Origin of the sequence: Aminobacter niigataensis (assembly GCF_014200015.1) — a bacterium.
GTDB lineage: Bacteria > Pseudomonadota > Alphaproteobacteria > Rhizobiales > Rhizobiaceae > Aminobacter > Aminobacter niigataensis.
Genome location: NZ_JACHOT010000004.1, coordinates 392,318 through 416,374 on the forward strand (window position 1 = coordinate 392,318; position 24,057 = coordinate 416,374).

A 24,057-nucleotide genomic window follows, 5' to 3' on the forward strand; every position below is an offset into this window, starting at 1 on the left:
GTCCATACGTGTCCTTCCGATCCAGGAATTGCGCGGGGCCGGCAGCCGGAATCGGACGATGAACAAGGTTCATCGCTATCTGCCGAGCGCCTCCATGGTTCGTTCCATCAAGCGGGCAATCGAAGACTTCTCGCCTGACATCATTCACATCGGGCAGGGGCGCACCGTGGCGCTTCCCGTCATGCTGGCACTGCGCGGTATGCCGGAAATGCCTGTGGTGTTCTCCCACGGTGCGATCGAAGGCCTCAACCTCCTCAGCCCGTTCGATTGGATGACCTATTTCAACCGGCGCATTACCCGCCTGCTGGTGCCGTCCAAGGCGCATGTCAACAACTGGATGGGCAGGCCTTTGCTTCGGCGGGCCATCGGGTCTGGGCGTTGCGATGTTCTTCCTCATGCAATTGCACCGTCCCCTGAATTGGGGGAAACCGAACGCGCTGTACTACGGGCCAGATACGGCTTCGCGGCGGATGAGATCGTCGTCGGCACGGTGTGCTGGATACGGCCCATCAAGAACCTTGCCTTCGTCGCCGATATTGTCCGACGCTTGGGGCCGCCATTTGTGTTTGCGGTGGTGGGAAGCGGAAGTGAAACGGAACTTGAGCGGATCAGGCAGGCTGGCGGTGACCGGCTGCGACTGCTTGGCAAAATACCTGGCGCCAGAGACATGATGGCTGCCTTCGACATCTTCGTCACCCCGTCCCGTCTGCCGGGCGAATCGTTCGGCTTGGCGCCGGCCGAGGCGATGGCCGCAGGTGTGCCGGTGCTGACGATGAACTTCGGTGGGACCGCCGAGATCATAGAGCAAGGTGTATCGGGGTTCGGGTTGCCTTACGATCCGGATGCCTGGAGCGGTGCGCTCAAGCTGCTTGCCGGCGATGTAGAGCGCCGGAAGGCCATGGGGCTGGCTGCGCGCGAGCGGATCGCGACCAGCTTTTCTCCGGAAGCGATAGGGCTCAACTGCTACCACCTCTACGCCAATCTGCTCAGGAGCGGCGCGCCCGGTTTCGTCGATCGGCTTTTGGTTGCGCCCGTGGCGGCGCGCCAGCCGAAATAGAGAAGATGATGGTCGAACTGCGGATATGAGGCGATAGTGGCTGACATGACGGACATGGATCTACCCCACCTCACCGCGGCCGAAGCACGCGTGCTCGGCTGCCTGATCGAGAAGAAGGAACTGACGCCTGACGTCTATCCGATGACGTCGAACGCGCTGGTTGCCGCGGCCAACCAGAAGACGTCGCGCGAGCCGGTCATGGCCCTGGAGATGGTCGACATCACCCGGGCGCTCGGCACGTTGCAGGCGAAGGGGCTGGCGGGCCGGCAATTCGCCTCGCGCGTCGAGCGCTACGAACATCAGATGGCGCAGAAATTCTCGCTGACGCGCAACCAGAGCGCGCTGATCGGCCTGCTTCTGCTGCGCGGACCGCAGACCGTCTACGAATTGCTCGCGCGCGCCGAGCGCATGGCGAACTTCGCCGATGCCGACGCCGTGCGCAGCGAACTCGACATGCTGATCGGCCGCAGGCCGGCGCTGGTCAAGGAGATCGGTCGCGCACCCGGCCAACGCGAGGATCGCTTCGCGCATCTGTTGTCCGGCGATGTCGACGCCGCAGTTGTCACGACAAGCCGGGCACCGAGCGCCGCCGCGCCCGTTGTTTCGGAGCTCGAGGAACGCGTCCGGCTTCTGGAAGAGGAAGTGGCCGCGCTCAAGGCACGGCTCGACGCTGTCGGCGGATAGGCGCGTTGCGGACAGATTGAAAACGGCCCGGTTGTGGAAGCAGCCGGGCCGTTTTTGTTTTTGGTACAGCGCGGCGCGCCTTTCCTTCTCCCACAAGGGGAGAAGGGAAGGCCGCGCCTACTTCCTTGCCGCTTCGACGATCTCGCGGGCCATGGCTTCAGCGACCGCATCGGTGGTGCGGCCTTCGCGGTCGGCGCGCTGGAAGATGGCGGTCAGCGTGTCGGCGATCTTTTCGACGCGCGGCGAAACTGCCTCGACGCTGTAGCCGCCCTCGGCCATTTCGGCGGCGACGTTGATGACGCCGCCGGCGTTGATGACGTAGTCGGGGGCATAGAGGATGCCGCGCTCGATCAGGCGCATGCCGTCTTCGGCCGTGGCAAGCTGGTTGTTGGCGGCACCGGCGACGATCTTTGCCTTGAGCCGCGGGATCGTCTCGGCGGACAGGATGCCGCCCAATGCGCAGGGCGCGAAGATGTCGACGTCGGCCGAGAGGATGGCATCGCCGGAAACGACGGTTGCGCCGAACTTTTCGGCGGCGCGGGCGGTGCGGGCCGCATCGAGGTCGGAGACGGTGAGCACCGCACCCTCGGCCTGGAGCTTTTCGCACAGCGACCAGCCGACCGAGCCGAGGCCCTGGACGGCGACGCGTATGCCCGCGAGGTTGTCGCTGCCGGTGCGGTGGCGGAGTGCGGCCTTGAGGCCGACAAAGGTACCCTGGGCGGTGAAGGGCGAGGGGTTGCCGCTGCCGCCCTTGGTGGTGCCGCTGACATTGGCCGCACGCTCGGCGAGGAAGTCGGCGTCGGCGAGCGTCATGCCGACATCCTCGGCGGTGATGTACTGGCCGGCGAGCGTGTTGAGCATCTCGGCATAGGCCTCGAGCATGGCCGGCGTCTTGTCCTTCTTCGCGTCGGCGATAATGACCGCCTTGCCGCCGCCGAGCGGCAGGCCGGCGATGGCCGACTTGAAGGTCATGCCGCGCGACAGCCGAAGCGCGTCGATGACGCCAGCCTCGAAGCTGATGTGCGGCCAGATGCGGGTGCCGCCGAGGGCGGGGCCGAGCACGGTGGTGTGGATCGAAACGATGGCGGTCAGTCCGCGCGCCGTGTCGCGGCCGAGCCAGACCTGCTCGTGATGGTCGAAGCCGTCGAGATGGGCGACGTCTGCGGTGATGTCGGTGATTTCGAGCGTGGTTGCGCCGGCAAGCTTCTGGTGGCGCGGTTCCAGGACATTCAGCATGAGGGTCCTCCCGGTAGGCTGATCCCTGGAGGGTAAACATTTCAGGCGATTTTTGGTTTCGAAGACGGGGCGCGCCGCGACCACGCATTGCGCTCGTCCGGTCTGCCGCGCAACAAACGAAAAAATGGCCGGACGCCGGGTCTGCCCACCCGACGCCCGGCCGCTGTGCTGCCGCAAGTGCTACTGCCCCCAGCTTGCTTGCGATGCAGCCAGACCTGTCATCCGAACGATCCCGGCCCTCAGCGCCTCCGTTCGTTTCGCTCCCTTGGCGGCTTCGGCTCGGCCGGCTTTGGCGGCTTGCTGCCCGATGCCATCGGCGCCAGAAACGCGCGCGGGTTGAACCCCGCCGCGGCCAGGGCCGCCAAGGTCTTCCAGAATTGAAGATGGTGCATGCCCGTTTCCCCGTGGCTGGACTGGACCAAATTCGATTTGCGAGCGGCAAACTAGAGACGCGCCACAGCATATTCTTGGACGGGACGGCACCTGCGACGGGTCTGGGCGGTCCTGGATTGACCTATCGCCTGACGCGAACTACAAAGCGCAGCTTCGCGTATGGGTTGTATCTAGTTGGGTGAGTCGATGGCCGCTGACGGACAGTTCACTTCATTTCGCATCGTGACGGAGGACCTGCCGGTAGAGGACAGGTTGCCCGTGCTGCGCGAGGTCTACGGCAAGACGATCCTCAAGGCCGATCTCGAACCCGTCGACGATAGTCCGGTCCAGATGGACATGCGGGTCAGGCTGCTGCCGGGGATAGGCATTGCTACCGGCACCGCCTCACCGATCAAGGTCGGCGTCAAATCCGAGATGATCGAGAATGACGACATCATTCTGCTGGCCGCTCTCGCCGGCGGCAGCCACATGCAGATCGGCAAGCAGGAAGAGAGCGTGTTGCCTGGCTGCGCAATGTTCGTGCCCGGCGGCCGGACCGGCGCCAATGTGACGCGGCCAGGCTTCACCTATGTCAATCTGCGCTTCGAGCGGAAGGCGCTGCAGCCGCTGGTTGGAGACGTATCCAAACTGATGATGCGGCCGATCGCCGTGGACCAAGGGCCTATGCACCTGCTGCTGAGCTATGCCACCGCCCTGCAGCGACTGGACGATGCCTTGCCCGGCGACATGGCGCGCAAGGTGGCGAGCCATCTGCTGGACCTGACGGCGCTGACGCTGGGGGCGACGCGCGAGGCGGAGCAGGTGGCGATGGGGCGCGGCCTGCGGGCTGCGCGTCTGGCGGCGATCAAGGCCGACATTTCGGCGCGCGCCGACCTGCGCGGGCTCTCGGCCGAGGCGGTCGCCGCCGAGCACAGGCTGTCGGCGCGCTATGTCAGGAAGCTGTTCGAAGGCGAGGGGCTGTCGTTCACCGCATTCGCGCTCGGGCAGAGGCTGATGCGGGCGCACCGGATGCTGGCCGATCCGATTTGGGCCGGGCACAGCATCATCGACATCGCCTATGAGGCCGGCTTCAACGACCTGTCCTATTTCAACAGGGCGTTCCGCAGGCGCTACGGCGCCACGCCGTCGGACATACGTGCGGGGGTGCTGGCGGCATAAGGGCGCCGAGCCGTCGCCCGGCGCCCCTTGCGGCTCAGGCGAGCCTGGCGTCGAGCGAGACCTTGATGGCGCCGAGCGCCTTGGAAACGGGGCAGCCTTCCTTTGCCTTGGCGGCGAGTTCCTGGAACTTGGCGTCGTCGATGCCGGGTACGCTGCCGACAAGCGTGAGCGCGCTTTCGGTGATGCCGGTGCCCGGAACGAGGGTCACGACCGCCTTGGCGTCGAGCTTGTCGGCGGGGGTGCCGTTTTCGGCAAGGAAGTGCGACAGCTGCATGGCAAAGCAGCCGGCGTGGGCAGCGGCGATCAGTTCTTCGGGATTGGTGCCGGACCTGCCGGTTTCATCCTCGAAGCGCGCCTTGAACGAATAGGGCTGGCCCCTGAGCGCGCCGCTCTGGGTGTCGAGTGTTCCCGAGCCTTCCTTCAGATTGCCTTTCCAGACGGCGTTGGCGCTGTGGTTCATGATGTTCTCCATGATTTCTGACGGGGCCGGGTTCGGCAGCCGGATGAGACTATAGCGCTGGCTGGCGCGCCTGCCAGCTTTCCGACGTCAGGAAAGCAACGTCGTGCGAAAAAACTGTCTTGCGAAAATGTCTGCTTGTTGTGCGCTCGTCCTTGGAGTTCGGCCCGGCAGGCTCACCCTTCGGCAGGGTCAGGGTGGGGGCAGTGGCGCTGATGCTGGCGTCCGCTCCGGGAGGCCGGTGTCCAGGCGAGGTTGCTTGGGAGTGCGTCCTTCGACAAGCTCAGGATGAGGACCCTAGGCGCTGCCGACGTTCGGTGCTGCCTGCGTTAGAATCGACAGATTTGACGAGAGAGATATAGCGTCAACGGTCCTCATCCTGAGCTTGTCGAAGGACGCACAACCGACCAACTGGACTTGCGGAGGTGGAGGAACGAGTTCTGGACCGGTTCTGGCTTTGCCGGCGTCACGGCATGGATCCCCGACACTCTCCGCTCGCTTCGCTCGCTCACGAGGTCGAGGATGACGGATGCGGGGGCGCCTCCGCCAATCTCAGGTGCTGCGATTGCCAGAGAGCTCCGTGCTGCGATTGGCAGAGACCTCTGGTGTTGCGAGTGACAGAGACCACCGGTGTTGCGAGTGGAAGAGGGCTCCACGATTGGCAGACCTTAGGGCAGAGGTGGAACAGACCCGTCCCTAGATCGCATCGCCCTTGAGCAGCCGCGGCGTTTCGCCCGTCAGGCCGGACGCCTGGCGGATGAAATACTCCTTCAGGCGCGGCACGCGGTCGACCAGCCCAAGGCCGATGTCGCGGAGGGCGCGGACCGGGGCGATGTCGTTGGAGAACAGCCGGTTGAGCACGTCGGTGGTGACGCCCATGCGCACGGTGTCGAAGCGGCGCCATTGCTCGTAACGTTCGAGCACGTCGAGCGCGCCGATGTCCTGGCCGAGCCTGTCGGCCTCGACGATGGTTTCGGCGAGGGCTGCCGCATCCTTGAAGCCGAGATTGAGACCCTGGCCGGCGATCGGGTGGATGCCATGGGCGGCGTCGCCGGCAAGGGCGAAGCGGGGTGCGACGAAGGCACGCGCCAGGGTCAGGCCGAGCGGCCAGGCGCGGGGCTTGTCCTCGACGCGGATCTCGCCGAGCTTCAGGCCGAAGCGCTGCTCAAGCTCGATCTCGAAGACGAACGGATCACCGTTGACCAGCTTCTCGGCATCCTCGGTGCGCTCGTTCCAGACAATGGAGGAGCGGTTGACGCCGTCCTTCGGCTTGAGCGGCAGCGTGGCGAAGGGGCCGGCGGGCAAGAAATGCTCTTCGGCACGGCCGCCATGCGGGCGTTCGTGCGCGACGGTGCAGACGATGCCGGACTGGCCGTATTCCCAGCGCACGGTCTTGATGCCGGCCATATCGCGCAGCCTGGATTTCACGCCGTCGGCGGCGACGAGAAGGCGCGTATCGATGCTGACGCCATCGGCGAGATGGACCTTGGCGCCTGCGATGCCCGCCTCGAAGGCCTCGACGGCAACGCCCTCGATGATGTCGATGCCGAGCTCAGTGGCGCGGCGGCGCAGCGCGCCGTTGAGCACCTTGTTCTCGATCATGTGGGCGAAAGGTTCGCCGGAGCCGACCTCGCCGTCGAAGGTGAGGAAAACCGGGCGGACAGGATCGGCGCTTTTCGAATCGGTGATGACCATGTCGGTGATGGCCTGCGCCTCTGGCGCGATCTCTTCCCAGCAGCCGAGCTGGTCGAGCATGCGGCAGGCGGCAGCGGCAATCGCCGAGGCACGGCCGTCCTTGCGCCAGACCTCGGCAGGTGCCGCGTCGACGATGGCGACGTGCAGATTGGGCCGGGCCTGCTTGATCGATACGGCGGTTGCCAGGCCGACATAGCCGGCACCTGCGACCAGCACGTCGAGCTGCGTCGATTTCTTGTCGTCAGTTTCGCGCGTGACCATGGCGGCGTCCTTTACGGCTAGGCTTCCCGCCTTGACTCGACGGGGGCTTCCTGATGGAAACCGGGGATACTTCGTCCCGAAAAGGGGAAAGCATGCCGGCCGGAATACAAGAGCTTCTGAGCATTCTCAATCTCGAGAAGCTGGAACACAACCTGTATCGTGGTCGCAGCCCGCAGGCGCACTGGCAAAGGGTGTTCGGCGGCCAGACCATCGCCCAGGCGCTGGTGGCGGCACAGCGCACGGTGACGGCCGACCGGCATGTGCATTCGCTGCACGGCTATTTCATGCGGCCGGGCGATATCAACGTGCCGATCGTCTACGAGGTCGACCGCATCCGCGACGGCGGCAGCTTCACCACCCGGCGGGTGCTGGCGATTCAGCACGGCCATGCGATCTTTTCGCTCGAGGCATCGTTCCAGGTCGAAGAGGAGGGGCTCGAATACCAGATGCCGATGCCGCTCGACGTGCCGCCGCCCGAGCAACTGAGGTCGCAGCGCGAGCTTCTGCAGGAAGCCAAGCATGTGCCCGAGCAGATCCGGCTGTTCTGGGCCAAGGAGCGGCCGCTGGAGCTCCGTCCGGTCTATGCCGAGCACTATTCGAGCCGAGACAAGCTGCCGCCGCTGCAGAAGGTATGGCTGCGCCTGACCGGGCCGGTGCCCAACGATCGGGCGTTGCGCGCGGCGGTGCTTGCCTATCTTTCCGACATGACGCTGCTCGATACGGCAACCTTTGCCCATGGCCGCGGCATCTTCGATCCCGACATCCAGGCGGCGAGCCTGGATCATGCCATGTGGTTCCACCGCGAACATGCGCTGGACGGCTGGCTTCTCTACACCCAGGACAGCCCTTCGACCTCGGGTTCGCGCGGTTTCACCCGCGGCGCGCTCTACGCCCAGGACGGCACGCTGATCGCATCGGTGGCGCAGGAAGGGCTGATCCGCCTGCGCAGCAAGCCTACAAACTAGGCATTTTAGAATTTATGCACATTGTGTGAGCAGGTGCATTGCTGCACCTGCGAAGGATGCTGCATGGCCATGTGGCATTTCACTTCAATCTCAATAGCTTAGCCTGTGCCAATGCAAACTGGCACGGAGCTTGAATGGCGTAGGTCACTCACCGGTGGCTTTCGGGTCCGCTGGCGACGTCTGCAACGCGGGGGACCCGCAACAGCAAGGGGTGAAACCTGATGAAAATCGTGATGGCCATCATCAAGCCGTTCAAGCTCGACGAGGTGCGCGAAGCGCTCACCAATGTCGGCATCCAAGGCCTGACCGTCACCGAAGTCAAAGGCTACGGGCGCCAGAAGGGGCACACCGAGATCTACCGCGGTGCCGAGTATGCCGTCAGCTTCCTGCCCAAGATCAAGATCGAAGTCGCCGTCAGCACCGACCTCGTCGACAAGGCGGTCGAGGCGATCACCGGGGCCGCCAAGACCGGCCAGATCGGCGACGGCAAGATCTTCGTCTTCGGCATCGACCAGGCCGTGCGCATCCGTACCGGCGAAACCGACACCGACGCGCTCTGAGCGGGCCAACCAATTCTCATGGAGACCTCAATGCAAATTCCAACCTCATTGAAGACGGCGGCGCGCTCGGCCTTGCTTGGCACGCTCGCGCTCGCCGCCCTGGGAACGGTCGCGGCCTTCGCCCAGGAAACCGCACCCGCGGCAGCCGATGCCGCTGCGGCGGCCCCAGCACCCGCTGATGTCATGGACAAGGGCGACGTCGCCTGGATGCTGACCTCGTCGCTGCTGGTGCTGTTCATGGCGCTGCCGGGCCTGGCGCTGTTCTACGGCGGCCTGGTGCGCGCCAAGAACATGCTGTCGGTGCTGATGCAGTGCACGATGATCGTGGCGCTGGTGATCGTGATCTGGACGTTCTGGGGCTACTCGATGGCCTTCGGCGACGCGCCGAGCCCCTACTGGGGCGGTCTCGGCAAGGCCTTCCTTGCCGGCGTGACGCCGGAAAGCATGGCCGCGACCTTCACCAAGGGCGTGGTCATTCCCGAATATGTGTTCATCGTCTTCCAGATGACCTTTGCCTGCATCACCCCGGCGCTGATCGTCGGCTCGTTCGCCGAGCGCATCAAGTTCCCGGCGGTGCTGCTGTTCGTGGCCCTGTGGGTGACCTTCGTCTACTTCCCGATCGCCCACATGGTGTGGGATTCGGACGGCCTGATCTATGGCTGGGGCGCGCTTGATTTTGCCGGCGGCACGGTCGTGCACATCAATGCCGGCATCGCCGCGCTGGTCGGCGCCCTGCTCGTCGGCAAGCGCACCGGCTACGGCAAGGACAACATGGCGCCGCACTCGATGACGCTGACCATGGTCGGCGCCTCGATCCTGTGGGTCGGCTGGTTCGGCTTCAATGCCGGCTCGAACCTCGAAGCCAATGGCGGCGCAGCACTCGCCATGATCAACACCTTCACCGCCACCGCCGGCGCGATCCTTGCCTGGGTGATCATCGAAGTGGTCGCACGCGGCAAGGCTTCGATGCTGGGCGCGGCCTCGGGCATGGTCGCGGGCCTCGTTGCAGTGACGCCGGCTGCCGGCTTCGTCGGTCCGGTCGGCGCCATCGTGCTCGGCGCCATCGCCTCGGCCATCTGCTACTTCTTCGTGGCGGTGGTGAAGATCAAGCTCGGCTATGACGACTCGCTCGACGTGTTCGGCATCCACGGCGTCGGCGGCATCGTCGGCGCGATCGGCACCGGCATCTTCAATGCCGAGTCGCTCGGTGGCATCGGTTATGGCGACATGTCGGTCGCCGGCCAGGTCTGGACGCAGTTCCTCGCCGTGTCGGTGACGGTGATCTGGTGCGGCGTCGGTTCGCTGGTGCTCTACAAGCTGGTCGATCTGCTGATCGGACTGCGCCCGACCGTCGAAGCCGAACGCCAAGGCCTCGACCTGACCTCGCATGGCGAAGTGGCCTACCACACGTAATTCCGGCCGGCGGCGGATCGAAAAACTTGCCGCCGCATCCTCCCTATCCCGTCGTGGCCGCCCGAAAAGCGCCCACGCCTTGGGGCCCGGAGCAATCCGGGCCCTCTTTTTATGCCGAGCGCATCAAATCAGGCAAAAAACGCCCGAATCCGTGGCCACAAACCGATCGCTGCGCGCACGCGGCGGGCGGCGTTGGCACCCCGCACCGCTTCGCCGAAATGGCAGTAGCAGACGATGTTGTGCAGTTGCCTGTCGGACAGGTCGAAGAAGCGCTTTGCCTCGCCATAGCTGTCGTCGGCAAGGCCGTCGGCCCGGAAACCCGCGTCCTCGAATGCCACGGTGATGGGCGAGCCCGCGACGCGCAGTGCCTGCCGTGCGGCGCGAGGCGTGTATTCCGTGCCTGAAAGCGTTCCAAGGCGCCGTTCCGGCTCGCGCTGCAGAAGTTCGGCCCAACGTTCGAGGCGCTGGGTTCGCGTCATCGGCAAGCGCGGAGTTGCGGGACGGACTTCAGCGAAGGCTTGCAATTGCTCGATGCTATGGTGCTTCATCGTTGCCTCCTTTTAGTTTTCGCTAATATACAAAGGTATGGCGATGCCGATGCCGCGGCAAGCCCGTATTGTCTCGCCGGAACGGAAAAACCCCGCTCGGAGGGGAGCGGGGTTTTTCCTGCCAATAGGTCCACAGGAGGTGGTCTACATGGCGGACATCGTCACCGCGCTTACCTTGGTGGCATCGTCGTCGGCCACTGTGACCGTGACCTTCATGCCGGCGGCCAGATCGGCCGGCAGTGCGACGTCAGCGGGCACGGTGTAGCTCTTGCCATCTTCCATCGTGATGACGCGGGTGTCCTTGTTGAACTCCTTGACGACGCCGTCGGCCGAGGCCGCCCATGCTGCGCCTGCCATGAGTGCCGCGGCTCCAAGAGCCAAAATCAGCTTTCTCATTCTGCTTCTCCTTGGTTGTTCCCTCGCCCTACCAACGACCCAAGTCCGCCATGGTTGCATCAAATCGAGTGGTCGACGGGATAACACCGCCCTTGGCCGGCGGACGCCGGGCGGCGAGGAAGGCAACGCTTGCCAGAGATGGCTAGCGCTTCCGACGCCGCGCGTCGGAGCCTTGCCAGCCGCCTAGCATGTCTAAAGCATCGAGTCCGTCAGCTTGTTCGCCGGGATACGTGCGCGACCTCACCGACGAAAAGAGCGCAATCGCGCCAAGGAGGACATTGGCTAGAAAGGAACGCTGCCGGACAGCAGGCTCCTTGGCGCAGCCTTCGACGGCCTGCTGCAACTGGATCGCGTCACCTTGCATGAGTTTGCGCCCTTCCGGTGCTGAAATCGGGGACTTCTGCAAAGGGCGCCGGCCCAAGCCGGGAAAGCCGGCCTGGGCCTATGGCCCGCTCCATCGGGCATTCTGACGCCCCCCGGCGACAATGCCCGATCGTGCGAGCGGACGATCTCGCGACTTGGCCGCAGTGTAAATGCAATGGGAGCGGAACGTCCGGAACACTACGGAATTTCCCGGAAGTTCCTGAGGTGGCTTGCTTTCGGTGGCAAAGAAGAAAATATGTCGAACTGGAGCGCTGGGGGAGAATTAGTGGAATGAATATTGACCGAAAGCTGCGCCTGACTGCGGCTTTTGTTGGCGCAGCGACGCGGAAGGATTTGGCGGCGGCCTTCAGGCGGGTGAATCCGGCGACCGCATTCGATGTCGATCGGGCCGACAAATGGCTCCAGGGCCGGTCAACGCCGCGACAGTTCAGCGTCTACGAAGACTGGATCAAGATGCTCGAACTTCCCAAGCAGGCCGACTGGATCGTTGACTGCGACCTGGACAGCTTCGTCGGCCAGATATGCGAACACCATGGCAGGGATCGCCAGCAACTCGAGCGGAGAGCGATGGCTTTCGGCAAGCCCCAGCAGCCGGGGCAGGACGACAGGGGGGCCACGATCGTCGGCCGCTATGCCTGCTATTCGCACAGCTGGTCGCCATATTTTCGCGGCCAGTTCATCCGTGGGACGCTGGTGATCGAACAGGAGCACGGGCCGCAGCGGCTGACCGCGACCTATATAGAACATCTGCCGACGATGCGGCTGCAGCTCAAGGGTCATGTGACCGTCACGCGGCGCAGCGTCTACATCCATGTCGGCGGACCAGGCGACGATACCCATTTCTTCTTCGCGCTGTTTCCGTTCTCGCCGCCGGGAAGCGTGCTTGGCGGATACCTTGCCGGCACGACCGTGCTCGGGCCGGAGTCCCAGCCCTCGGCCACGCGTGTCGTCCTGGTGCGGCTGAAGCAGGCGGATATGCAGTCGAATGCGGGCGACGGCTATCTCGATCCGGCCCTGACGATCCCGCAGGATCTGGCGAGGTTCGACATCGATCTCGCCCAGCCCGACGTCGCCGACCTGCAGCTGCGCAGGTTTCTGACGCGTGCCAGCGATGCTGGCGCCGACCAGATCGCCACCGATGATTTCCAGCCCCTCGTCGAGATGTTCGACCGTGAATGGCTCGGCCGCTGAGGCCGGCAGGTGAACCATGGCTTAACCTTAATGCGGCCTTAACCTTCGCCCCGATAGTCTGACAGCCGAATCTGCCCGAGACGCGTCCGCGCCCGGGCCAAAGCATTATTGGACGGGGACGAGGCATGCGTTCTGGGGTTTCCTCACCGCTCGCGCTGACTGAAACGGGGCACGGCATCCAGGCATTCGCGCGACGGCAGGCAGGCCGCGCGGCGGGCTTGGGCCTGTTTGCCTTCGTCGCCTTTGGACTGGCGGCGCTCGGCACCTGGAACGTCGCCGATCCGAGCTTCAGCCATGCCACCGACAATCCGGTGACCAACGCCATGGGTTATCCCGGCGCGGTGTTTGCCGACCTCGCCATGCAGTTCTTCGGCCTGGCCTCGGTCGCAGCCCTGATGCCGGCGGTGATCTGGGGCGTGCTGTTTGCCACCGCACGCGGCGTCGACCGCATGCCCAAGCGCGGCGTTGCCTGGTTTGGCTCTGCCCTGCTGGCGGCGGCAATCACAGGCTGCGTCGGTGCCCCGCCGACCTGGCCGCTGCCGACCGGCCTCGGCGGCGTGTTCGGCGACATGGTGCTCAAGGTGCCGGGGCTGTTCATCGGCGGCTATCCGACCGGTCTGATCGCCACAGTCATCGGCGTGCTGCTGATCGCGCCGGCGATCTGGCTGTTTGCCTTCGGGGCCGGCTTGCTCAACCGCGAGAACGGCTTTGCCGTCGTCAACCCGAAGCCCAAGCCCGACATGCGCGAGCAGGATTTCGCCAGCTTCGACGACGAGGACGAAGACGACAACGAGGGTGTGCTGGCGCTTGGCGCGATCACCCACTGGTGGCTGTCGGCCAAGGCCTATATGCGCCGCCGCGCCGCCAAGCGCCGCGAGCAGGAAGGCTACGACATGCCGCCGGTGAAGCGCGAGAGCGCCTGGCGGCAGGCGGCCGAGCGCGTCGAATCGGCCGAACGTGCCGAAGCCCGCGTTACCGCAGGTGGCCGCGCGCGCGTCGAGCCGGAGTTCTTTGCCCAGATGGTGTCGCAGGACCGCCAGGTCTCGGTCGCCCCGGACGACCAGGACGTGTTCGGCGACGACGACGATTTCGACATGCCCTCGTTCGACGGTCGCGCGCAGGTACAGAATTTCCGCTCGCCCGCCTCGGCAGGTCCCGCCTCGGCACGTGTCGCGGCGCCCGCACCGCGGCCTGCTCCCGGCGCTCGCGTGCAGCGCGAAGCGCAAACGACGCTGATCGGTGCCGACACTTTCGAGATGCCGTCGCTACATTTCCTGTCGGAGCCCAAGAATGTGGCGCGCGACGCCAGCCTGTCCAAGGACGCGCTGGAACAGAATGCGCGCCTGCTCGAAGGCGTGCTCGAGGACTTCGGCGTCAAGGGCGAGATCATCCATGTCCGCCCGGGTCCAGTCGTCACGCTCTACGAGCTTGAGCCGGCGCCGGGCATCAAGTCGTCCCGCGTCATCGGCCTTGCCGACGACATCGCGCGCTCGATGAGCGCCATCGCCGCCCGTGTCGCGGTGGTGCCGGGGCGCAACGCCATCGGCATCGAACTGCCCAATGCCAAGCGCGAGACGGTCTATCTCAGGGAGATCATGGCGAGCCGCGACTTCGAGACGACCAAGGCGAAGCTTGCGCTGGCGCTCGGCAAGTCGATCAATGGCGAGGCGGTCATCGTCGACATCGCCAAGATGCCGCACGTGCTCGTTGCCGGCACCACCGGCTCGGGCAAGTCGGTGGCGATCAACACCATGATCCTGTCCTTGCTCTACCGCATGACGCCGCAGGAATGCCGGCTGATCATGATCGATCCGAAGATGCTCGAACTGTCGGTCTATGACGGCATTCCGCACCTTCTGACGCCAGTCGTCACCGACCCGAAGAAGGCTGTGGTGGCGCTGAAATGGACGGTGCGGGAGATGGAGGACCGCTACCGCAAGATGTCCAAGGTCGGCGTGCGCAACATCGATGGTTTCAACGCCCGCGTCAGTCAGGCCGAGAAGAAGGGCGAGAAGATCTCGCGCACCGTGCAGACCGGCTTCGACCGCCAGACCGGCGAGGCGATCTACGAGACCGAGGACCTCAACCTGGAGCCGATGCCCTACATCGTCGTGATCATCGACGAAATGGCCGACCTGATGATGGTCGCCGGCAAGGACATCGAAGGTGCCGTTCAGCGCCTGGCGCAGATGGCGCGCGCGGCCGGCATCCACGTCATCATGGCGACGCAGCGTCCTTCGGTCGACGTCATCACCGGCACAATCAAGGCCAACTTCCCGACCCGGATCTCGTTCCAGGTGACGTCCAAGATCGACAGCCGCACGATCCTGGGCGAACAGGGCGCCGAGCAGCTGCTGGGCATGGGCGACATGCTCTACATGGCCGGCGGCGGCCGCATCCAGCGCGTCCATGGCCCGTTCGTTGCCGACGACGAGGTCGAGAAGGTAGTCGCCCACCTCAAGCTGCAGGGCGTGCCGGAGTATCTCGACGCGATCACCGAGGACGATGGCGAGGACGACGACGATGCGCCCAAAGGCGGCGGCGGTGGCGGCGGCAATTTCGAGGATTCGGACGACCCGTACGACCAGGCTGTCGCGTTGGTGCTGCGCGACGGCAAGGCCTCGACGAGCTACATCCAGCGCCGTCTCGGCATCGGCTACAACCGTGCTGCCTCGATCATCGAGAAGATGGAACAGGAGGGTATCGTCGGGCCTGCCAATCATGCCGGCAAGCGCGAGATTCTGGTGCCGACCGAAGACGACAAGATGTAGGATCAGGGGAACCTGCGATCACGTTTTCGCGTTCTTGGGCGCATGGCGTGAACCATGTCAAACTTCAGCCCTACTAAGTGCCGATAGAACCGTCGAACTGGATTGAGAGAGTAACCGGCATGAACGACGACATCCGCACCCCGACCCGCCGACGCCTGCTCGGCTTCGCGGCGGCCATCGCGCTGACCGCGACGCCGCTGATCGCATGGCAGAACCCGGCCCAGGCCCAGGCCTCCGAGGCGGCGCAACGTATCGCCGACCATTTCTCCAGCGTGCGCTCGATGTCGGGCGAGTTCGTGCAATTCGGTCCGCGCGGCGAGCAGACAGGCGGCAAGTTCTTCCTGCAGCGCCCGGGCAAGATCCGCTTCAACTATGAGGCGCCGTCCAATTTCAAGGTCATCTCCGACGGCAAGTCGGTGGTCATCCTGAACTCCAAGATGCGGACCTCCGATCTTTATCCGCTGTCGAAGACGCCGCTGAAGCTGCTGCTCGACGAGCGCATCGATCTCACCGGCAACAAGGTCAAGAGCGTCACCGAAGAGGACGACCTGACCACCATCAAGCTTTCCGACAAGCAGGTGTTCGGCAATTCGACCATCACCATGATGTTCGACCCCAAGACCTATGAGCTTAGGCAGTGGACGATCACCGATGCGCAGGGCAAGGACACCACCGTGATGGTGTTCAACGTCAAGCAGGGCGGCTCCTTCGCCGCCGACACGTTCAAGATCGACTACAAGCTCAACCGCGAGCTCAACACGCAAAAAAAGAGCGACTGAGAGGCTGCTTGCAAACTCTACCCTGCCGGTCATCTGACGCGGCTTTCTGCGCTTCCGGTGCTCACGTACTTTAGTACGCTCCGCTCAGGTTCTCGAAACCCCCGCCATATGTCTCGGCAGGGCGAGTTATCAATCAGCTTCTTGGGGTAAGTCTGCCCGCCTTAGCTGTGGACAGCGCTGCTGCCGGCGCTGCATCCGTCTTCGCGCCTTGTCATCGCTGGCCTGTACTGGCAGGTTCCGCCGCAAATTCTTGCCGGAACCAGCCATGCCCTTTTCCCTTGCTACCTGGAACATCAACTCCGTGCGCCTGCGCATGCCGCTGGTCGAGCGGCTGCTGAACGAATACGCGCCAGACGTGCTGTGCCTGCAGGAGACCAAGTGCCCGGACGACCAGTTTCCTTCGGCGGCGTTCCGCAAGCTCGGCTACGAGCACATCGCGATCCACGGCCAGAAGGGCTATCACGGCGTGGCGACCGTGGCGCGGCGGCCGCTGGAGATCGTCGAGAAGCGCCGCTTCTGCGAGATCGACGACAGCCGGCACCTGTCGGTGCGGTTCGATGCCGGTGGCAAGAAGGTGACGCTGCATAACTTCTACGTTCCCGCCGGCGGCGACGAACCCGATCCCGAGATCAACCCGAAGTTCCGACACAAGCTTGGCTTCGTTGCCGAGATGAATGCCATCCGGGCGGCTCACGACGAGACGTCGGCCTCGGTGCTCGTCGGCGACCTCAACATTGCGCCGCTGGAGCACGATGTCTGGTCGCACAAGCAGTTGCTCAACGTGGTCAGCCACACGCCGGTCGAGACCGAGAATTTCGAGGCGATGCGCAAGGCTGGCGGCTGGGTCGACCTGATGCGGCTCAACGTGCCGGACGAGCAGAAGATCTACACATGGTGGAGCTACCGGGCGAAGGACTGGGAGATCTCCAACCGCGGCCGCCGGCTCGACCATGTCTGGTCGTCGGCCAATCTGGCGCCGCAGCTGACCGGCATCGAGATCCTGAGCGCTGCGCGCGGCTGGGACCGACCGTCGGACCATGTGCCGGTGATCGCGCGGTTTGACCTGGACTGAGATTCGGTGAAACCGCGTGCGGTTGCGGGCAGGCCAGCTTCGTCGGTTTACCCCCGAGCGAGTGAAACGAGCGGAGAGTGTCGGGTATCCATGCCGCAATGCTGACAAGTCAGGGGCGGGAGGAGGCCGGCGGGGCCGGACGAGGTCGAAACCGGCGCACAAGCTGTTCCTTGATCCAGAAGTGCAACCGACGGCAGCCTACTTGCCGAAGCGGGGCGCCATGTCCTCGATCCGCGCGAGCATGTCCTGGAGGTCCTCGAGGATGTGCTGGTGCAGGTCGGCGGCGGCCTCGGGGTATTCCTCGAGAATGCGGTGGAACATTTTCCGGTTGAGCCGGATGATTTCCGAATCGGTCGCAGCAGCAGCACTTGTCAGCCGTCTGGTGTCGGCGATGAGGGCCAGTTCGCCGAGCATCGAACCCGGACCCGCGGTGCCGAGTTCGAGGCGAACGCCATCTACATCGCGATAGAGCGCGATGCGGCCCGAGATGACGACATAGGCCGAATCAGCCTCGTCGTCCTCGCGATAGAGCTTGCGATCGGCCGGGAGATGCACATTCTCCGCGCCGAAGGCCAGCAAACGCAGCTGTTCTTGGGTGAAGCCCTCAAACAGCCTCACGCCGGACAGGATGCGGATGTCGTCATCCAGCGCCATTATGTCCCCGACTTCTCAGACCGGCTCCTTCTCCCTGTCGTTGACTGGCGGCCCCACACCGCCGAAAAACCGGTCAGGGAACCAGCTTGTATCCGCCGCTTTCTGTCACAAGAATTTCCGCATTGGAAGGATCGCGCTCGATCTTCTGCCGCAGCCGGTAGACATGTGTTTCCAGCGTATGTGTCGTCACACCCGAATTATAGCCCCAAACCTCTTCGAGAAGCACGTCGCGGGTAACGACCTTCTGGTCTGCGCGGTAGAGATACTTGATGATCGAGGCCTCTTTTTCGGTGAGCCTGACCTTGCCGCCGCGTGCATCGAGGAGCAGCTTCTGGCTCGGCTTGAAGGTGTAGGGGCCGACGGAGAAGGTAGCATCCTCGCTCTGCTCGTGCTGGCGCAACTGGGCGCGGATGCGGGCGAGCAGGACGGCGAAGCGGAACGGTTTGGTGACATAGTCGTTGGCGCCGGCCTCGAGGCCGAGAATGGTGTCCGAATCAGTGTCGTGGCCGGTCAGCATGATGATGGGCGCCTTGTAGCCGCCCTTGCGCAATATCTTCACCGCCTCGCGGCCATCCATGTCGGGCAGGCCGACGTCCATGATGAGCAGGTCGATGAGGCCGGCGCGGGCGACATTGACGCCCTTGGCAGCCGTCGCTTCCTCAAGGACTTCGAACTCCTCATAAAGCGCGAGTTGCTCGACCAGCGTGCTGCGCAGATCGTCGTCATCGTCGACGATCAGGATGGTACGTGAGGTCATGAATCAATCCGTTGTTTTAAAATCAAAATTCTGTTGACCGCGGCAATTGGATGAAGAAGCTGAACGGCACAACTGTCAACGCGGTGATTTGGTTCCGCGTGCGATCATACAAGAAAAATCAAAGGCGTAATTGGGGCGGGCGGGTTTTTGCGAAAATGCATTTCCACCATCGTCGTGCGGGCCAAGCCCGGCGACCGGACCAAGGGGCTTCTGCAGGTTGGCGCGACCGTGTTTCCCTGCGCGCTGGGGCGTGGCGGGATCACCGTGAACAAACGCGAGGGCGATGGCGGCACGCCGCTCGGGCCGATGCGGCTATTGTCGGGCTATTTCAGGCGTGATCATTTCGCAGCCGGGCAGACAGGGCTGGCGATGAGCGCGATCGCGCCTGACCTCGGCTGGTGCGAAGTGCCCGACGACCGCAACTACAACAGGCCGGTGAAGATTCCCTACGGCGCCAGCCATGAGCGGATGAAGCGCGACGACCGGCTCTATGACGCCTGCATCGTGCTCGACTGGAACATCAGGCCGCGCCGGCGCGGCCGCGGCAGCGCCATATTCTTCCATCTGGCGCGGCCGGGTTTCACCCCGACGCAAGGCTGCGTGGCGGTGACGGCACAGGTGATGGCGCGGCTGTTACCGCACCTGTCGAGCCGTACGATCATGAAAGTGGTGCGCTAGCGCCGCCAAGTGGACGCGCAGCGCTGTAAAAGAAAGCGGCCCGAAGATCGGGAGACATGATCTTCGGGCCGAGTGTGCTCCCAGAGTGAGTGGGAGAAAGGTTTCAACGATGGGGCTGGCGGCGGGGCTGCTGCCAACCGATGTCGAGCAGGCCGAGGCGGCCAAGATCGGCGTCGACAGCCTTGGCGATGTCCTTGCTGGCAATGCCGGTGTCGCGGCGATAATGCTCGGTCAGGCAGCCGAAATCCTCGGCAGGCAGGTTGAGGGCTGCCTTCATCTGGCGAAACCAATCGAAAACCGGCTGCAGCCGTGCCGGCTGGACAAAGGTGGCTTTCAGGACATCGGTAGACATGGTCGGTTCCGTTTCGTCCGGACATCAAATCCGGTTTGACATTGATTGAACTGAGCTCATGATGCTGCTTTGAAAGACAAAAGAGAAACGAGTAGTTCTTTCTCAATCATCAAACCGAATTTGAAGATCTGGCGATGCGCTTCGTACCCGGGACACGTGCTTTGCGGACGCTGGAGGCTGCCGGCCGGCACCTGAATTTCACCCGTGCGGCCGACGAGCTCGGCCTGACGCCGGCCGCCGTCAGCCACCAGATCAAGGAAATCGAGGATCAGCTCGGCGTGGTGCTGTTCACGCGTACCAGCCGCAGCATCCGGCTGACCGAGGCGGGAGCAGCACTTTGCGACGCCTCAGCCGATGCGCTCGACACGCTCAACCGCGCCGTTTCCAGGGCGCGCAAGCTGACGCGCGGGACGGCGCTGCTGAAGGTGACGCTCGACGCGCAGTTCGCCTCGAAATGGCTGATGCGGCGCGTCGACGGCTTCCGCAAGCTGCACCCCGACATCGAGCTGCGCTTCGACATCAGCTACGACGTGCGCGACTTCGACCTTGACGACGTCGATGTCGGCATTCGTTTCGGCACGGGCAAATATCCGGGGCTTGTCGCCGACCGGTTGTTCGACAACATGATCATTCCGGTGTGCAGCCCGGCACTGCTGGCGTCCGGCCCGCCGCTGCGCGTGCCACGCGACCTGTTCAACCACACGCTCGTGCATATCGAATGGTCGCAGCAGGGCGTGACCTGGCCGAACTGGCGGATGTGGATGGCGGCGGCCGGCGTCGACGATTTTGACGACAGCCGCTCGATCGTGTTCACCACCTCATCCGACGCCGTGCAGGCGGCGATCGACGGCAGCGTGGTGGCGCTGGCCGATTTCGCCATGGTCGCCAACGATCTGTCCGAGGGGCGGCTTGTCCGGCCGTTCGACCTCGGCATCCGGGTGTCGCGCGAGTTCGCCTATTTCCTGGTCTATCCCAAGGGGGTTGCCGACGATCCGCGTATCGCGGCGTTCCGGCAATGGATTCTGGATGAGGCGGAGAAGACGCAGACCTGACGGGCGTCAGGCAAAGCGCCAGACGGTGGTACGCTTGACCTCGGCGTCTTCGAGCGCGCGGGTAACGGGCACCTCGTAGGAAGCCAGTTTTTCGAGGCGCTCCCTGGGCAGGTAGGAGCGGCCGGGATCGCCGACGAGAATCTCCGCACCGCGTGCCCTGAGCGCTTCGAACCACGGCACCAGCCGGTCGGCGAAGGGCTTTTCGTAGAAGACATCGCCTGCGAGTACGACATCCCAGCCGTCATCGCTGCCGACGACGTCCGAGCCGGCAAAGCCAACGGTCACATCGTTGACTGCAGCATTGAGCCGGATGGCCGCTTCGCAGAACGGATCGATGTCGGCGCCGACGACGGCTACCGCGCCCGCCTGCATGGCGGCGATGGCGACGAGGCCGGAGCCGGAAGCGAAGTCCAGGACGCGCTTGCCGCGCACGGTCTCCGGGTGATCAAGCACATAACGCGCCAGACCCTGGCCGCCGGCCCAGGCAAAGGCCCAGAAAGGTGGCGGCAGGCCGATCTCGGCCAGTTGCTCCTCGGTGCGGTGCCAGAGATCATGCGCCTCGTCGGCAAGGTAAAGCGCGATCTCGGGCACATGCGGCGGCCGCATCAGTGCCGTGTTGGCACGGATGAAGTTTTCCGCGCTTTCGGGCGTGAGCCGTGTGACGGAACCTGTCGTCACGGCGCCTTGTCGAGCCCGGCCATGCGGCACACTTCCTGCCATTCGTCCGGAGTGACGGGCTGGACCGAAAGGCGCATCGAGGTGACCAGCGCCATCTTTTCGAGCGCCGGATTGGCCTTCACGTCCGCCAGGGTGACAGGCTTCGGGATTTCGCTGTGGTAGCGGATGTCGACGCATTCCCAGCGCGGGTCGTCGGTGGTGGTGTCGTGATGCGCCAGCGCGCAGACCTCGGCGATGCCGACAACCTCGAGGCCTTCATTGGAATGGTAGAAGAAGCCGAGGTCGCCGATCTGCATGGCGCGCATGTTGTTGCGGGCGAGATAGTTGCGCACGCCGTCCCACTGCGTGCCCTTCTTGCCGGCCGCCTTCAGCATCTCAAAGGAGAATTTGAACGGCTCGGATTTGAACAGCCAGTATTTCTTGTCGCTCATGTCGTCCCCTCGATATCCGATCAGGCGCTCGCCGGGTTGTTGAAGACCCAGTTCCAAGGGCGGACCTGGACGCTTTCGAACAGGCCGGCTTTGGCATAGGGGTCGGCTGCGGCAATTGCCTGGGCAGCGGCGTTGTCAGCCGCTTCGATGACCACAAGGCTGCCGTCGGGCTTGCCTTCGCCGTCGAGGAACGGGCCGGCGAACTTCAGCGCACCCTTGGCGTTAAGGTCGTTGAGGAAGGCGACGTGTTCGGGGCGGGTGTCGAGGCGGACCTGAAGATGGCCCGGCTTGTCCTTGCAGATCAGTGCGAAAAGCATGTTGTCCCTCTCGATGGAAATCAGTCGGCTTCGGCGCGCAGCGGCCGCGTCATCAGGCCGGCAACCGCCTCGTTGATGGTGATGGCCTTGTCGAGCAAGGCGGCAACCGCCTCGACGATCGGCGCTTCGATGCCGCGCTCGCGGGTCAGCCGTGCGGCGATGTAGGCGGTTGCGACGCCCTCGGCCAGTGGCCGGCCGGAGAGTTCCTCGCCTTTGCCGAGCGCCACGCCATAGGCGAAGTTGCGCGACTGCGCGGAAGAACAGGTCAGCATCAGGTCGCCGAGACCGGACAGGCCCATCAGCGTTTCGGGTCGGGCGCCGAAGGCAGCACCGATGCGGCGCAGCTCGACGAAGCCGCGGGTGACCAACGCAGCCTGCGCCGAGGCGCCGAGGCCGGCACCGGTGACGGCGCCGGCGGCGATGGCAAAGATATTCTTGAGCGCGCCGCCGAGCTCGACGCCGATCAGGTCGTCGGTCGAATAGCAGCGCAGATTGGCAGCGGAAAAACGCAAAGCGAGGGCTGCGGCGCGCTCGTCGTCTTCGGCGGCAACAACAACGGCGGTCGGCAGGCCACGCGCCACATCGGTGGCGAAGCTTGGGCCGGAAAGGGCGGCCACCGGATTTTCGGGCAGGAGTTCGCTGGCGATGGCAGACAGGAGCGTGCCGGTGTCGCGCTCGATGCCCTTGGCGCAGAGCACCAGCGGGACATGGGAGGCGACATGCGGCTTGACCTCGCCAAGTACGCTGCGCAGCGCCTGGGCCGGGGTGACGACCAGCACGCAGTCGGCGCCGGTCAGCGCTTTCGCGAGGTCGGTTGTCGCGGCGATGCCGGTCTCGAAGGTGATGCCGGGGAGGTAGCGCGGGTTCTGGCCATTGGCGACGGCCTCGACGCTGTCGGCGTTGCGGGCCCAGAGCGTGACGACATGGCCGGCGCGCAGCATGGCCAGTGCCAGCGCGGTGCCCCAGGCGCCGCCGCCCAGAACCGTGACCTTGTATGCACTCATGCCTTGGCTCCCCGCCTGCCGGAGCCGACGACCGGTGCTGAGACGCTGTCCAGCGGCCAGCGCGAGCGCGGCACGAAATCGAATGCATCAGGCTCGGCCAGCCCGGCGCGCAGCCGCTCGATGCCGGCCCAGGCGATCATCGCGGCATTGTCTGTGCAAAGCCACATGGGCGGTGCGATGAAGCTGAAGCCATTCTCGGCGCACAGCGCTTCCAGGCATGCACGGATCTGCTTGTTGGCGGCGACACCGCCAGCGACGACCAGCGCCGGCGTGGCGACATGCGAGTACTCGGCGCGGAAGCGGGCCAGCGCGCGCTTGACGCGGTCGCCGAGGGTGTCGGTGACGGCGGTCTGGAAGGAGGCGCAGATGTCGGCGACATCCTGGTCGCTCAACGGTGCCACTGAAGTTGCTGCCTGGCGCACCGAGGTCTTGAGGCCGGAGAAGGAGAAATCGGGCTGGGCCGAACCCTTCATCGGACGCGGGAAGACGAAGCGGGTGGCGTCGCCAGACTGCGCCGCCTTCTCGACATTGGGGCCGCCGGGATAGGGCAGGGCCAGCATCTTGGCGGTCTTGTCGAAGGCTTCGCCAAGCGCGTCGTCGATCGTGGTGGCCCAGCGCTGGTAGTCGCCGACGCCGCGCACCAGAACGATCTGGGTGTGGCCGCCGGAGACGAGGAGCAGAAGGTATGGGAATTCGAGCCCGTCGGTCAGCCGCGCGGTGAGCGCGTGGCCTTCGAGATGGTTGATGGCGATCAGCGGCTTGCCAGACGAAGCGGCAATTGCCTTGGCCGTCATCAGCCCGACGATCAGTCCACCGACAAGGCCGGGGCCGGCGGTGGCGGCGACTGCGTCGATGTCAGCGAGCGACAGGCCGGAATCCTCAAGTGCGGCCTCGACAATGCCGTCGAGCGCCTCGACATGGGCGCGTGCGGCGATCTCAGGCACGACGCCGCCGAAGGCTGCGTGTTCCTCGATCTGGCTGAACACCGTGCTCGACAGGATCACCGGCTTCTTGCCTGCCTCGAGCGCAACGACGCTGGCTGCGGTTTCGTCGCAACTGGTCTCGATGCCGAGAACACGGATCAATTGGTCGCTACCCTGCATGATTGCCCGGT

The 24,057-nt window shown here is 64.6% G+C and carries 25 protein-coding genes; 12 read left to right on the forward strand and 13 right to left on the reverse strand.

Annotation, left to right across the window (positions count from 1 at the left end; genetic code table 11):
* Window positions 1–58 precede the first annotated feature (58 nt).
* A complete protein-coding gene (locus GGQ99_RS17130) occupies window positions 59–1,057 on the forward strand; it encodes a glycosyltransferase family 4 protein (protein ID WP_183263446.1) in 999 nt (332 codons plus the stop codon).
* A 45-nt stretch (window positions 1,058–1,102) separates the two neighbouring features.
* Complete coding sequence (locus GGQ99_RS17135; RefSeq protein WP_183263506.1) at window positions 1,103–1,741, forward strand: YceH family protein; 639 nt, start codon at window positions 1,103–1,105, stop codon at window positions 1,739–1,741.
* A 117-nt stretch (window positions 1,742–1,858) separates the two neighbouring features.
* Here the strand turns inward: GGQ99_RS17135 and GGQ99_RS17140 are convergent, their stop codons facing one another.
* Window positions 1,859–2,977 (reverse strand): Glu/Leu/Phe/Val family dehydrogenase, encoded by a 1,119-nt coding sequence (locus GGQ99_RS17140; protein WP_183263447.1) that lies wholly within the window; start codon window positions 2,975–2,977, stop codon window positions 1,859–1,861.
* A gap of 579 nt (window positions 2,978–3,556) precedes the next feature.
* Here GGQ99_RS17140 and GGQ99_RS17145 point away from each other — a divergent pair.
* The gene (locus GGQ99_RS17145; RefSeq protein WP_183263448.1) at window positions 3,557–4,528 is read left to right on the forward strand and encodes an AraC family transcriptional regulator; all 972 of its coding nucleotides are present in this window, start codon (window positions 3,557–3,559) and stop codon (window positions 4,526–4,528) included.
* A 34-nt stretch (window positions 4,529–4,562) separates the two neighbouring features.
* On the opposite strand, the gene GGQ99_RS17150 is transcribed toward GGQ99_RS17145, so the two are convergent.
* Both GGQ99_RS17150 and GGQ99_RS17155 read right to left on the reverse strand, forming a co-directional pair.
* On the reverse strand, window positions 4,563–4,988 hold the full coding sequence (locus GGQ99_RS17150) for an OsmC family protein (RefSeq protein WP_183263449.1): 426 nt from the start codon (window positions 4,986–4,988) through the stop codon (window positions 4,563–4,565).
* A 693-nt stretch (window positions 4,989–5,681) separates the two neighbouring features.
* The gene (locus GGQ99_RS17155) at window positions 5,682–6,941 is read right to left on the reverse strand and encodes a ubiquinone biosynthesis hydroxylase (RefSeq protein ID WP_183263450.1); all 1,260 of its coding nucleotides are present in this window, start codon (window positions 6,939–6,941) and stop codon (window positions 5,682–5,684) included.
* Window positions 6,942–7,033: 92 nt separating this feature from the next.
* On the opposite strand from GGQ99_RS17155, the gene GGQ99_RS17160 reads away from it, so the two are divergent.
* The 3 genes from GGQ99_RS17160 to GGQ99_RS17170 all read left to right on the forward strand — a co-directional run bounded on the left by GGQ99_RS17160 (window position 7,034) and on the right by GGQ99_RS17170 (window position 9,879).
* Complete coding sequence (locus GGQ99_RS17160; protein ID WP_183263451.1) at window positions 7,034–7,906, forward strand: acyl-CoA thioesterase; 873 nt, start codon at window positions 7,034–7,036, stop codon at window positions 7,904–7,906.
* Window positions 7,907–8,127: 221 nt separating this feature from the next.
* Window positions 8,128–8,466, forward strand: coding sequence for a P-II family nitrogen regulator (locus GGQ99_RS17165; RefSeq protein WP_055975214.1), 339 nt, complete (start codon window positions 8,128–8,130; stop codon window positions 8,464–8,466).
* Between the two features lie 30 nt (window positions 8,467–8,496).
* Window positions 8,497–9,879, forward strand: coding sequence for an ammonium transporter (locus GGQ99_RS17170; RefSeq protein ID WP_183263452.1), 1,383 nt, complete (start codon window positions 8,497–8,499; stop codon window positions 9,877–9,879).
* Between the two features lie 128 nt (window positions 9,880–10,007).
* Here the strand turns inward: GGQ99_RS17170 and GGQ99_RS17175 are convergent, their stop codons facing one another.
* The gene (locus GGQ99_RS17175) at window positions 10,008–10,427 is read right to left on the reverse strand and encodes a hypothetical protein (RefSeq protein WP_108606314.1); all 420 of its coding nucleotides are present in this window, start codon (window positions 10,425–10,427) and stop codon (window positions 10,008–10,010) included.
* A 144-nt stretch (window positions 10,428–10,571) separates the two neighbouring features.
* Complete coding sequence (locus tag GGQ99_RS17180; RefSeq protein ID WP_108606315.1) at window positions 10,572–10,823, reverse strand: DUF1344 domain-containing protein; 252 nt, start codon at window positions 10,821–10,823, stop codon at window positions 10,572–10,574.
* A gap of 654 nt (window positions 10,824–11,477) precedes the next feature.
* Here GGQ99_RS17180 and GGQ99_RS17185 point away from each other — a divergent pair.
* From GGQ99_RS17185 to GGQ99_RS17200, 4 genes are all read left to right on the forward strand, one after another.
* Window positions 11,478–12,398 (forward strand): hypothetical protein, encoded by a 921-nt coding sequence (locus GGQ99_RS17185; RefSeq protein ID WP_183263453.1) that lies wholly within the window; start codon window positions 11,478–11,480, stop codon window positions 12,396–12,398.
* A 125-nt stretch (window positions 12,399–12,523) separates the two neighbouring features.
* Entirely contained in the window at window positions 12,524–15,169 is a 2,646-nt protein-coding gene (locus GGQ99_RS17190) for a DNA translocase FtsK (RefSeq protein WP_183263454.1), read from the forward strand.
* A gap of 119 nt (window positions 15,170–15,288) precedes the next feature.
* On the forward strand, window positions 15,289–15,948 hold the full coding sequence (locus tag GGQ99_RS17195) for an outer membrane lipoprotein carrier protein LolA (RefSeq protein ID WP_108606319.1): 660 nt from the start codon (window positions 15,289–15,291) through the stop codon (window positions 15,946–15,948).
* Between the two features lie 265 nt (window positions 15,949–16,213).
* Window positions 16,214–17,020, forward strand: coding sequence for an exodeoxyribonuclease III (locus GGQ99_RS17200; protein WP_183263455.1), 807 nt, complete (start codon window positions 16,214–16,216; stop codon window positions 17,018–17,020).
* 198 nt (window positions 17,021–17,218) lie between these two features.
* On the opposite strand, the gene GGQ99_RS17205 is transcribed toward GGQ99_RS17200, so the two are convergent.
* Window positions 17,219–17,674: a Crp/Fnr family transcriptional regulator gene (locus GGQ99_RS17205; RefSeq protein WP_183263456.1), complete on the reverse strand. Its 456-nt coding sequence runs from the start codon at window positions 17,672–17,674 to the stop codon at window positions 17,219–17,221.
* 73 nt (window positions 17,675–17,747) lie between these two features.
* Window positions 17,748–18,431: a response regulator transcription factor gene (locus tag GGQ99_RS17210; RefSeq protein ID WP_108606322.1), complete on the reverse strand. Its 684-nt coding sequence runs from the start codon at window positions 18,429–18,431 to the stop codon at window positions 17,748–17,750.
* A gap of 174 nt (window positions 18,432–18,605) precedes the next feature.
* Here GGQ99_RS17210 and GGQ99_RS17215 point away from each other — a divergent pair, with 174 nt between their 5' ends.
* A complete protein-coding gene (locus GGQ99_RS17215; protein ID WP_183263507.1) occupies window positions 18,606–19,109 on the forward strand; it encodes a L,D-transpeptidase family protein in 504 nt (167 codons plus the stop codon).
* Window positions 19,110–19,212: 103 nt separating this feature from the next.
* Here GGQ99_RS17215 and GGQ99_RS17220 read toward each other — a convergent pair whose 3' ends face one another.
* Window positions 19,213–19,461 (reverse strand): hypothetical protein, encoded by a 249-nt coding sequence (locus GGQ99_RS17220; RefSeq protein ID WP_108606323.1) that lies wholly within the window; start codon window positions 19,459–19,461, stop codon window positions 19,213–19,215.
* 134 nt (window positions 19,462–19,595) lie between these two features.
* Here GGQ99_RS17220 and gcvA point away from each other — a divergent pair, with 134 nt between their 5' ends.
* Window positions 19,596–20,513 carry a transcriptional regulator GcvA gene (gene gcvA / locus GGQ99_RS17225; RefSeq protein WP_108606324.1) on the forward strand — a complete coding sequence of 306 codons (918 nt, stop codon included), beginning with the start codon at window positions 19,596–19,598 and terminating at the stop codon, window positions 20,511–20,513.
* Window positions 20,514–20,519: 6 nt separating this feature from the next.
* On the opposite strand, the gene GGQ99_RS17230 is transcribed toward gcvA, so the two are convergent.
* Genes GGQ99_RS17230 through tsaD form a run of 5 tightly spaced genes read right to left on the reverse strand, consistent with a single transcriptional unit; the run spans window position 20,520 to window position 24,025 of the window.
* Entirely contained in the window at window positions 20,520–21,233 is a 714-nt protein-coding gene (locus tag GGQ99_RS17230) for a class I SAM-dependent methyltransferase (RefSeq protein ID WP_183263457.1), read from the reverse strand.
* Window positions 21,188–21,622, reverse strand: a complete 435-nt coding sequence (locus GGQ99_RS17235; RefSeq protein WP_108606326.1) for an EVE domain-containing protein — start codon at window positions 21,620–21,622, stop codon at window positions 21,188–21,190. Before GGQ99_RS17235 ends, GGQ99_RS17230 begins: the two co-directional genes overlap by 46 nt.
* 20 nt (window positions 21,623–21,642) lie before the next feature.
* Complete coding sequence (locus tag GGQ99_RS17240) at window positions 21,643–21,939, reverse strand: YciI-like protein (protein ID WP_108606327.1); 297 nt, start codon at window positions 21,937–21,939, stop codon at window positions 21,643–21,645.
* 20 nt (window positions 21,940–21,959) lie between these two features.
* Window positions 21,960–22,943: an NAD(P)H-dependent glycerol-3-phosphate dehydrogenase gene (locus GGQ99_RS17245; protein WP_183263458.1), complete on the reverse strand. Its 984-nt coding sequence runs from the start codon at window positions 22,941–22,943 to the stop codon at window positions 21,960–21,962.
* The gene (tsaD, locus tag GGQ99_RS17250) at window positions 22,940–24,025 is read right to left on the reverse strand and encodes a tRNA (adenosine(37)-N6)-threonylcarbamoyltransferase complex transferase subunit TsaD (protein WP_183263508.1); all 1,086 of its coding nucleotides are present in this window, start codon (window positions 24,023–24,025) and stop codon (window positions 22,940–22,942) included. Before tsaD ends, GGQ99_RS17245 begins: the two co-directional genes overlap by 4 nt.
* Window positions 24,026–24,057 lie beyond the last annotated feature (32 nt).

Bases quoted from the DNA above. Each gene is read 5' to 3' on its own strand.
- GGQ99_RS17175 (WP_108606314.1), bottom strand. From the start codon at position 10,427: ATGAAGCACCATAGCATCGAGCAATTGCAAGCCTTCGCTGAAGTCCGT.
- GGQ99_RS17190 (WP_183263454.1), top strand. From the start codon at position 12,524: ATGCGTTCTGGGGTTTCCTCACCGCTCGCGCTGACTGAAACGGGGCAC.
- GGQ99_RS17135 (WP_183263506.1), top strand. From the start codon at position 1,103: ATGACGGACATGGATCTACCCCACCTCACCGCGGCCGAAGCACGCGTG.
- GGQ99_RS17195 (WP_108606319.1), top strand. From the start codon at position 15,289: ATGAACGACGACATCCGCACCCCGACCCGCCGACGCCTGCTCGGCTTC.
- GGQ99_RS17145 (WP_183263448.1), top strand. From the start codon at position 3,557: ATGGCCGCTGACGGACAGTTCACTTCATTTCGCATCGTGACGGAGGAC.
- GGQ99_RS17200 (WP_183263455.1), top strand. From the start codon at position 16,214: ATGCCCTTTTCCCTTGCTACCTGGAACATCAACTCCGTGCGCCTGCGC.
- gcvA (WP_108606324.1), top strand. From the start codon at position 19,596: ATGCGCTTCGTACCCGGGACACGTGCTTTGCGGACGCTGGAGGCTGCC.
- GGQ99_RS17165 (WP_055975214.1), top strand. From the start codon at position 8,128: ATGAAAATCGTGATGGCCATCATCAAGCCGTTCAAGCTCGACGAGGTG.
- GGQ99_RS17245 (WP_183263458.1), bottom strand. From the start codon at position 22,943: ATGAGTGCATACAAGGTCACGGTTCTGGGCGGCGGCGCCTGGGGCACC.
- GGQ99_RS17205 (WP_183263456.1), bottom strand. From the start codon at position 17,674: ATGGCGCTGGATGACGACATCCGCATCCTGTCCGGCGTGAGGCTGTTT.
- GGQ99_RS17150 (WP_183263449.1), bottom strand. From the start codon at position 4,988: ATGAACCACAGCGCCAACGCCGTCTGGAAAGGCAATCTGAAGGAAGGC.
- GGQ99_RS17160 (WP_183263451.1), top strand. From the start codon at position 7,034: ATGCCGGCCGGAATACAAGAGCTTCTGAGCATTCTCAATCTCGAGAAG.
- GGQ99_RS17185 (WP_183263453.1), top strand. From the start codon at position 11,478: ATGAATATTGACCGAAAGCTGCGCCTGACTGCGGCTTTTGTTGGCGCA.
- GGQ99_RS17170 (WP_183263452.1), top strand. From the start codon at position 8,497: ATGCAAATTCCAACCTCATTGAAGACGGCGGCGCGCTCGGCCTTGCTT.
- GGQ99_RS17235 (WP_108606326.1), bottom strand. From the start codon at position 21,622: ATGAGCGACAAGAAATACTGGCTGTTCAAATCCGAGCCGTTCAAATTC.
- GGQ99_RS17220 (WP_108606323.1), bottom strand. From the start codon at position 19,461: ATGTCTACCGATGTCCTGAAAGCCACCTTTGTCCAGCCGGCACGGCTG.
- GGQ99_RS17230 (WP_183263457.1), bottom strand. From the start codon at position 21,233: ATGGCAGGAAGTGTGCCGCATGGCCGGGCTCGACAAGGCGCCGTGACG.
- GGQ99_RS17180 (WP_108606315.1), bottom strand. From the start codon at position 10,823: ATGAGAAAGCTGATTTTGGCTCTTGGAGCCGCGGCACTCATGGCAGGC.
- GGQ99_RS17140 (WP_183263447.1), bottom strand. From the start codon at position 2,977: ATGCTGAATGTCCTGGAACCGCGCCACCAGAAGCTTGCCGGCGCAACC.
- GGQ99_RS17130 (WP_183263446.1), top strand. From the start codon at position 59: ATGAACAAGGTTCATCGCTATCTGCCGAGCGCCTCCATGGTTCGTTCC.
- GGQ99_RS17240 (WP_108606327.1), bottom strand. From the start codon at position 21,939: ATGCTTTTCGCACTGATCTGCAAGGACAAGCCGGGCCATCTTCAGGTC.
- GGQ99_RS17210 (WP_108606322.1), bottom strand. From the start codon at position 18,431: ATGACCTCACGTACCATCCTGATCGTCGACGATGACGACGATCTGCGC.
- GGQ99_RS17155 (WP_183263450.1), bottom strand. From the start codon at position 6,941: ATGGTCACGCGCGAAACTGACGACAAGAAATCGACGCAGCTCGACGTG.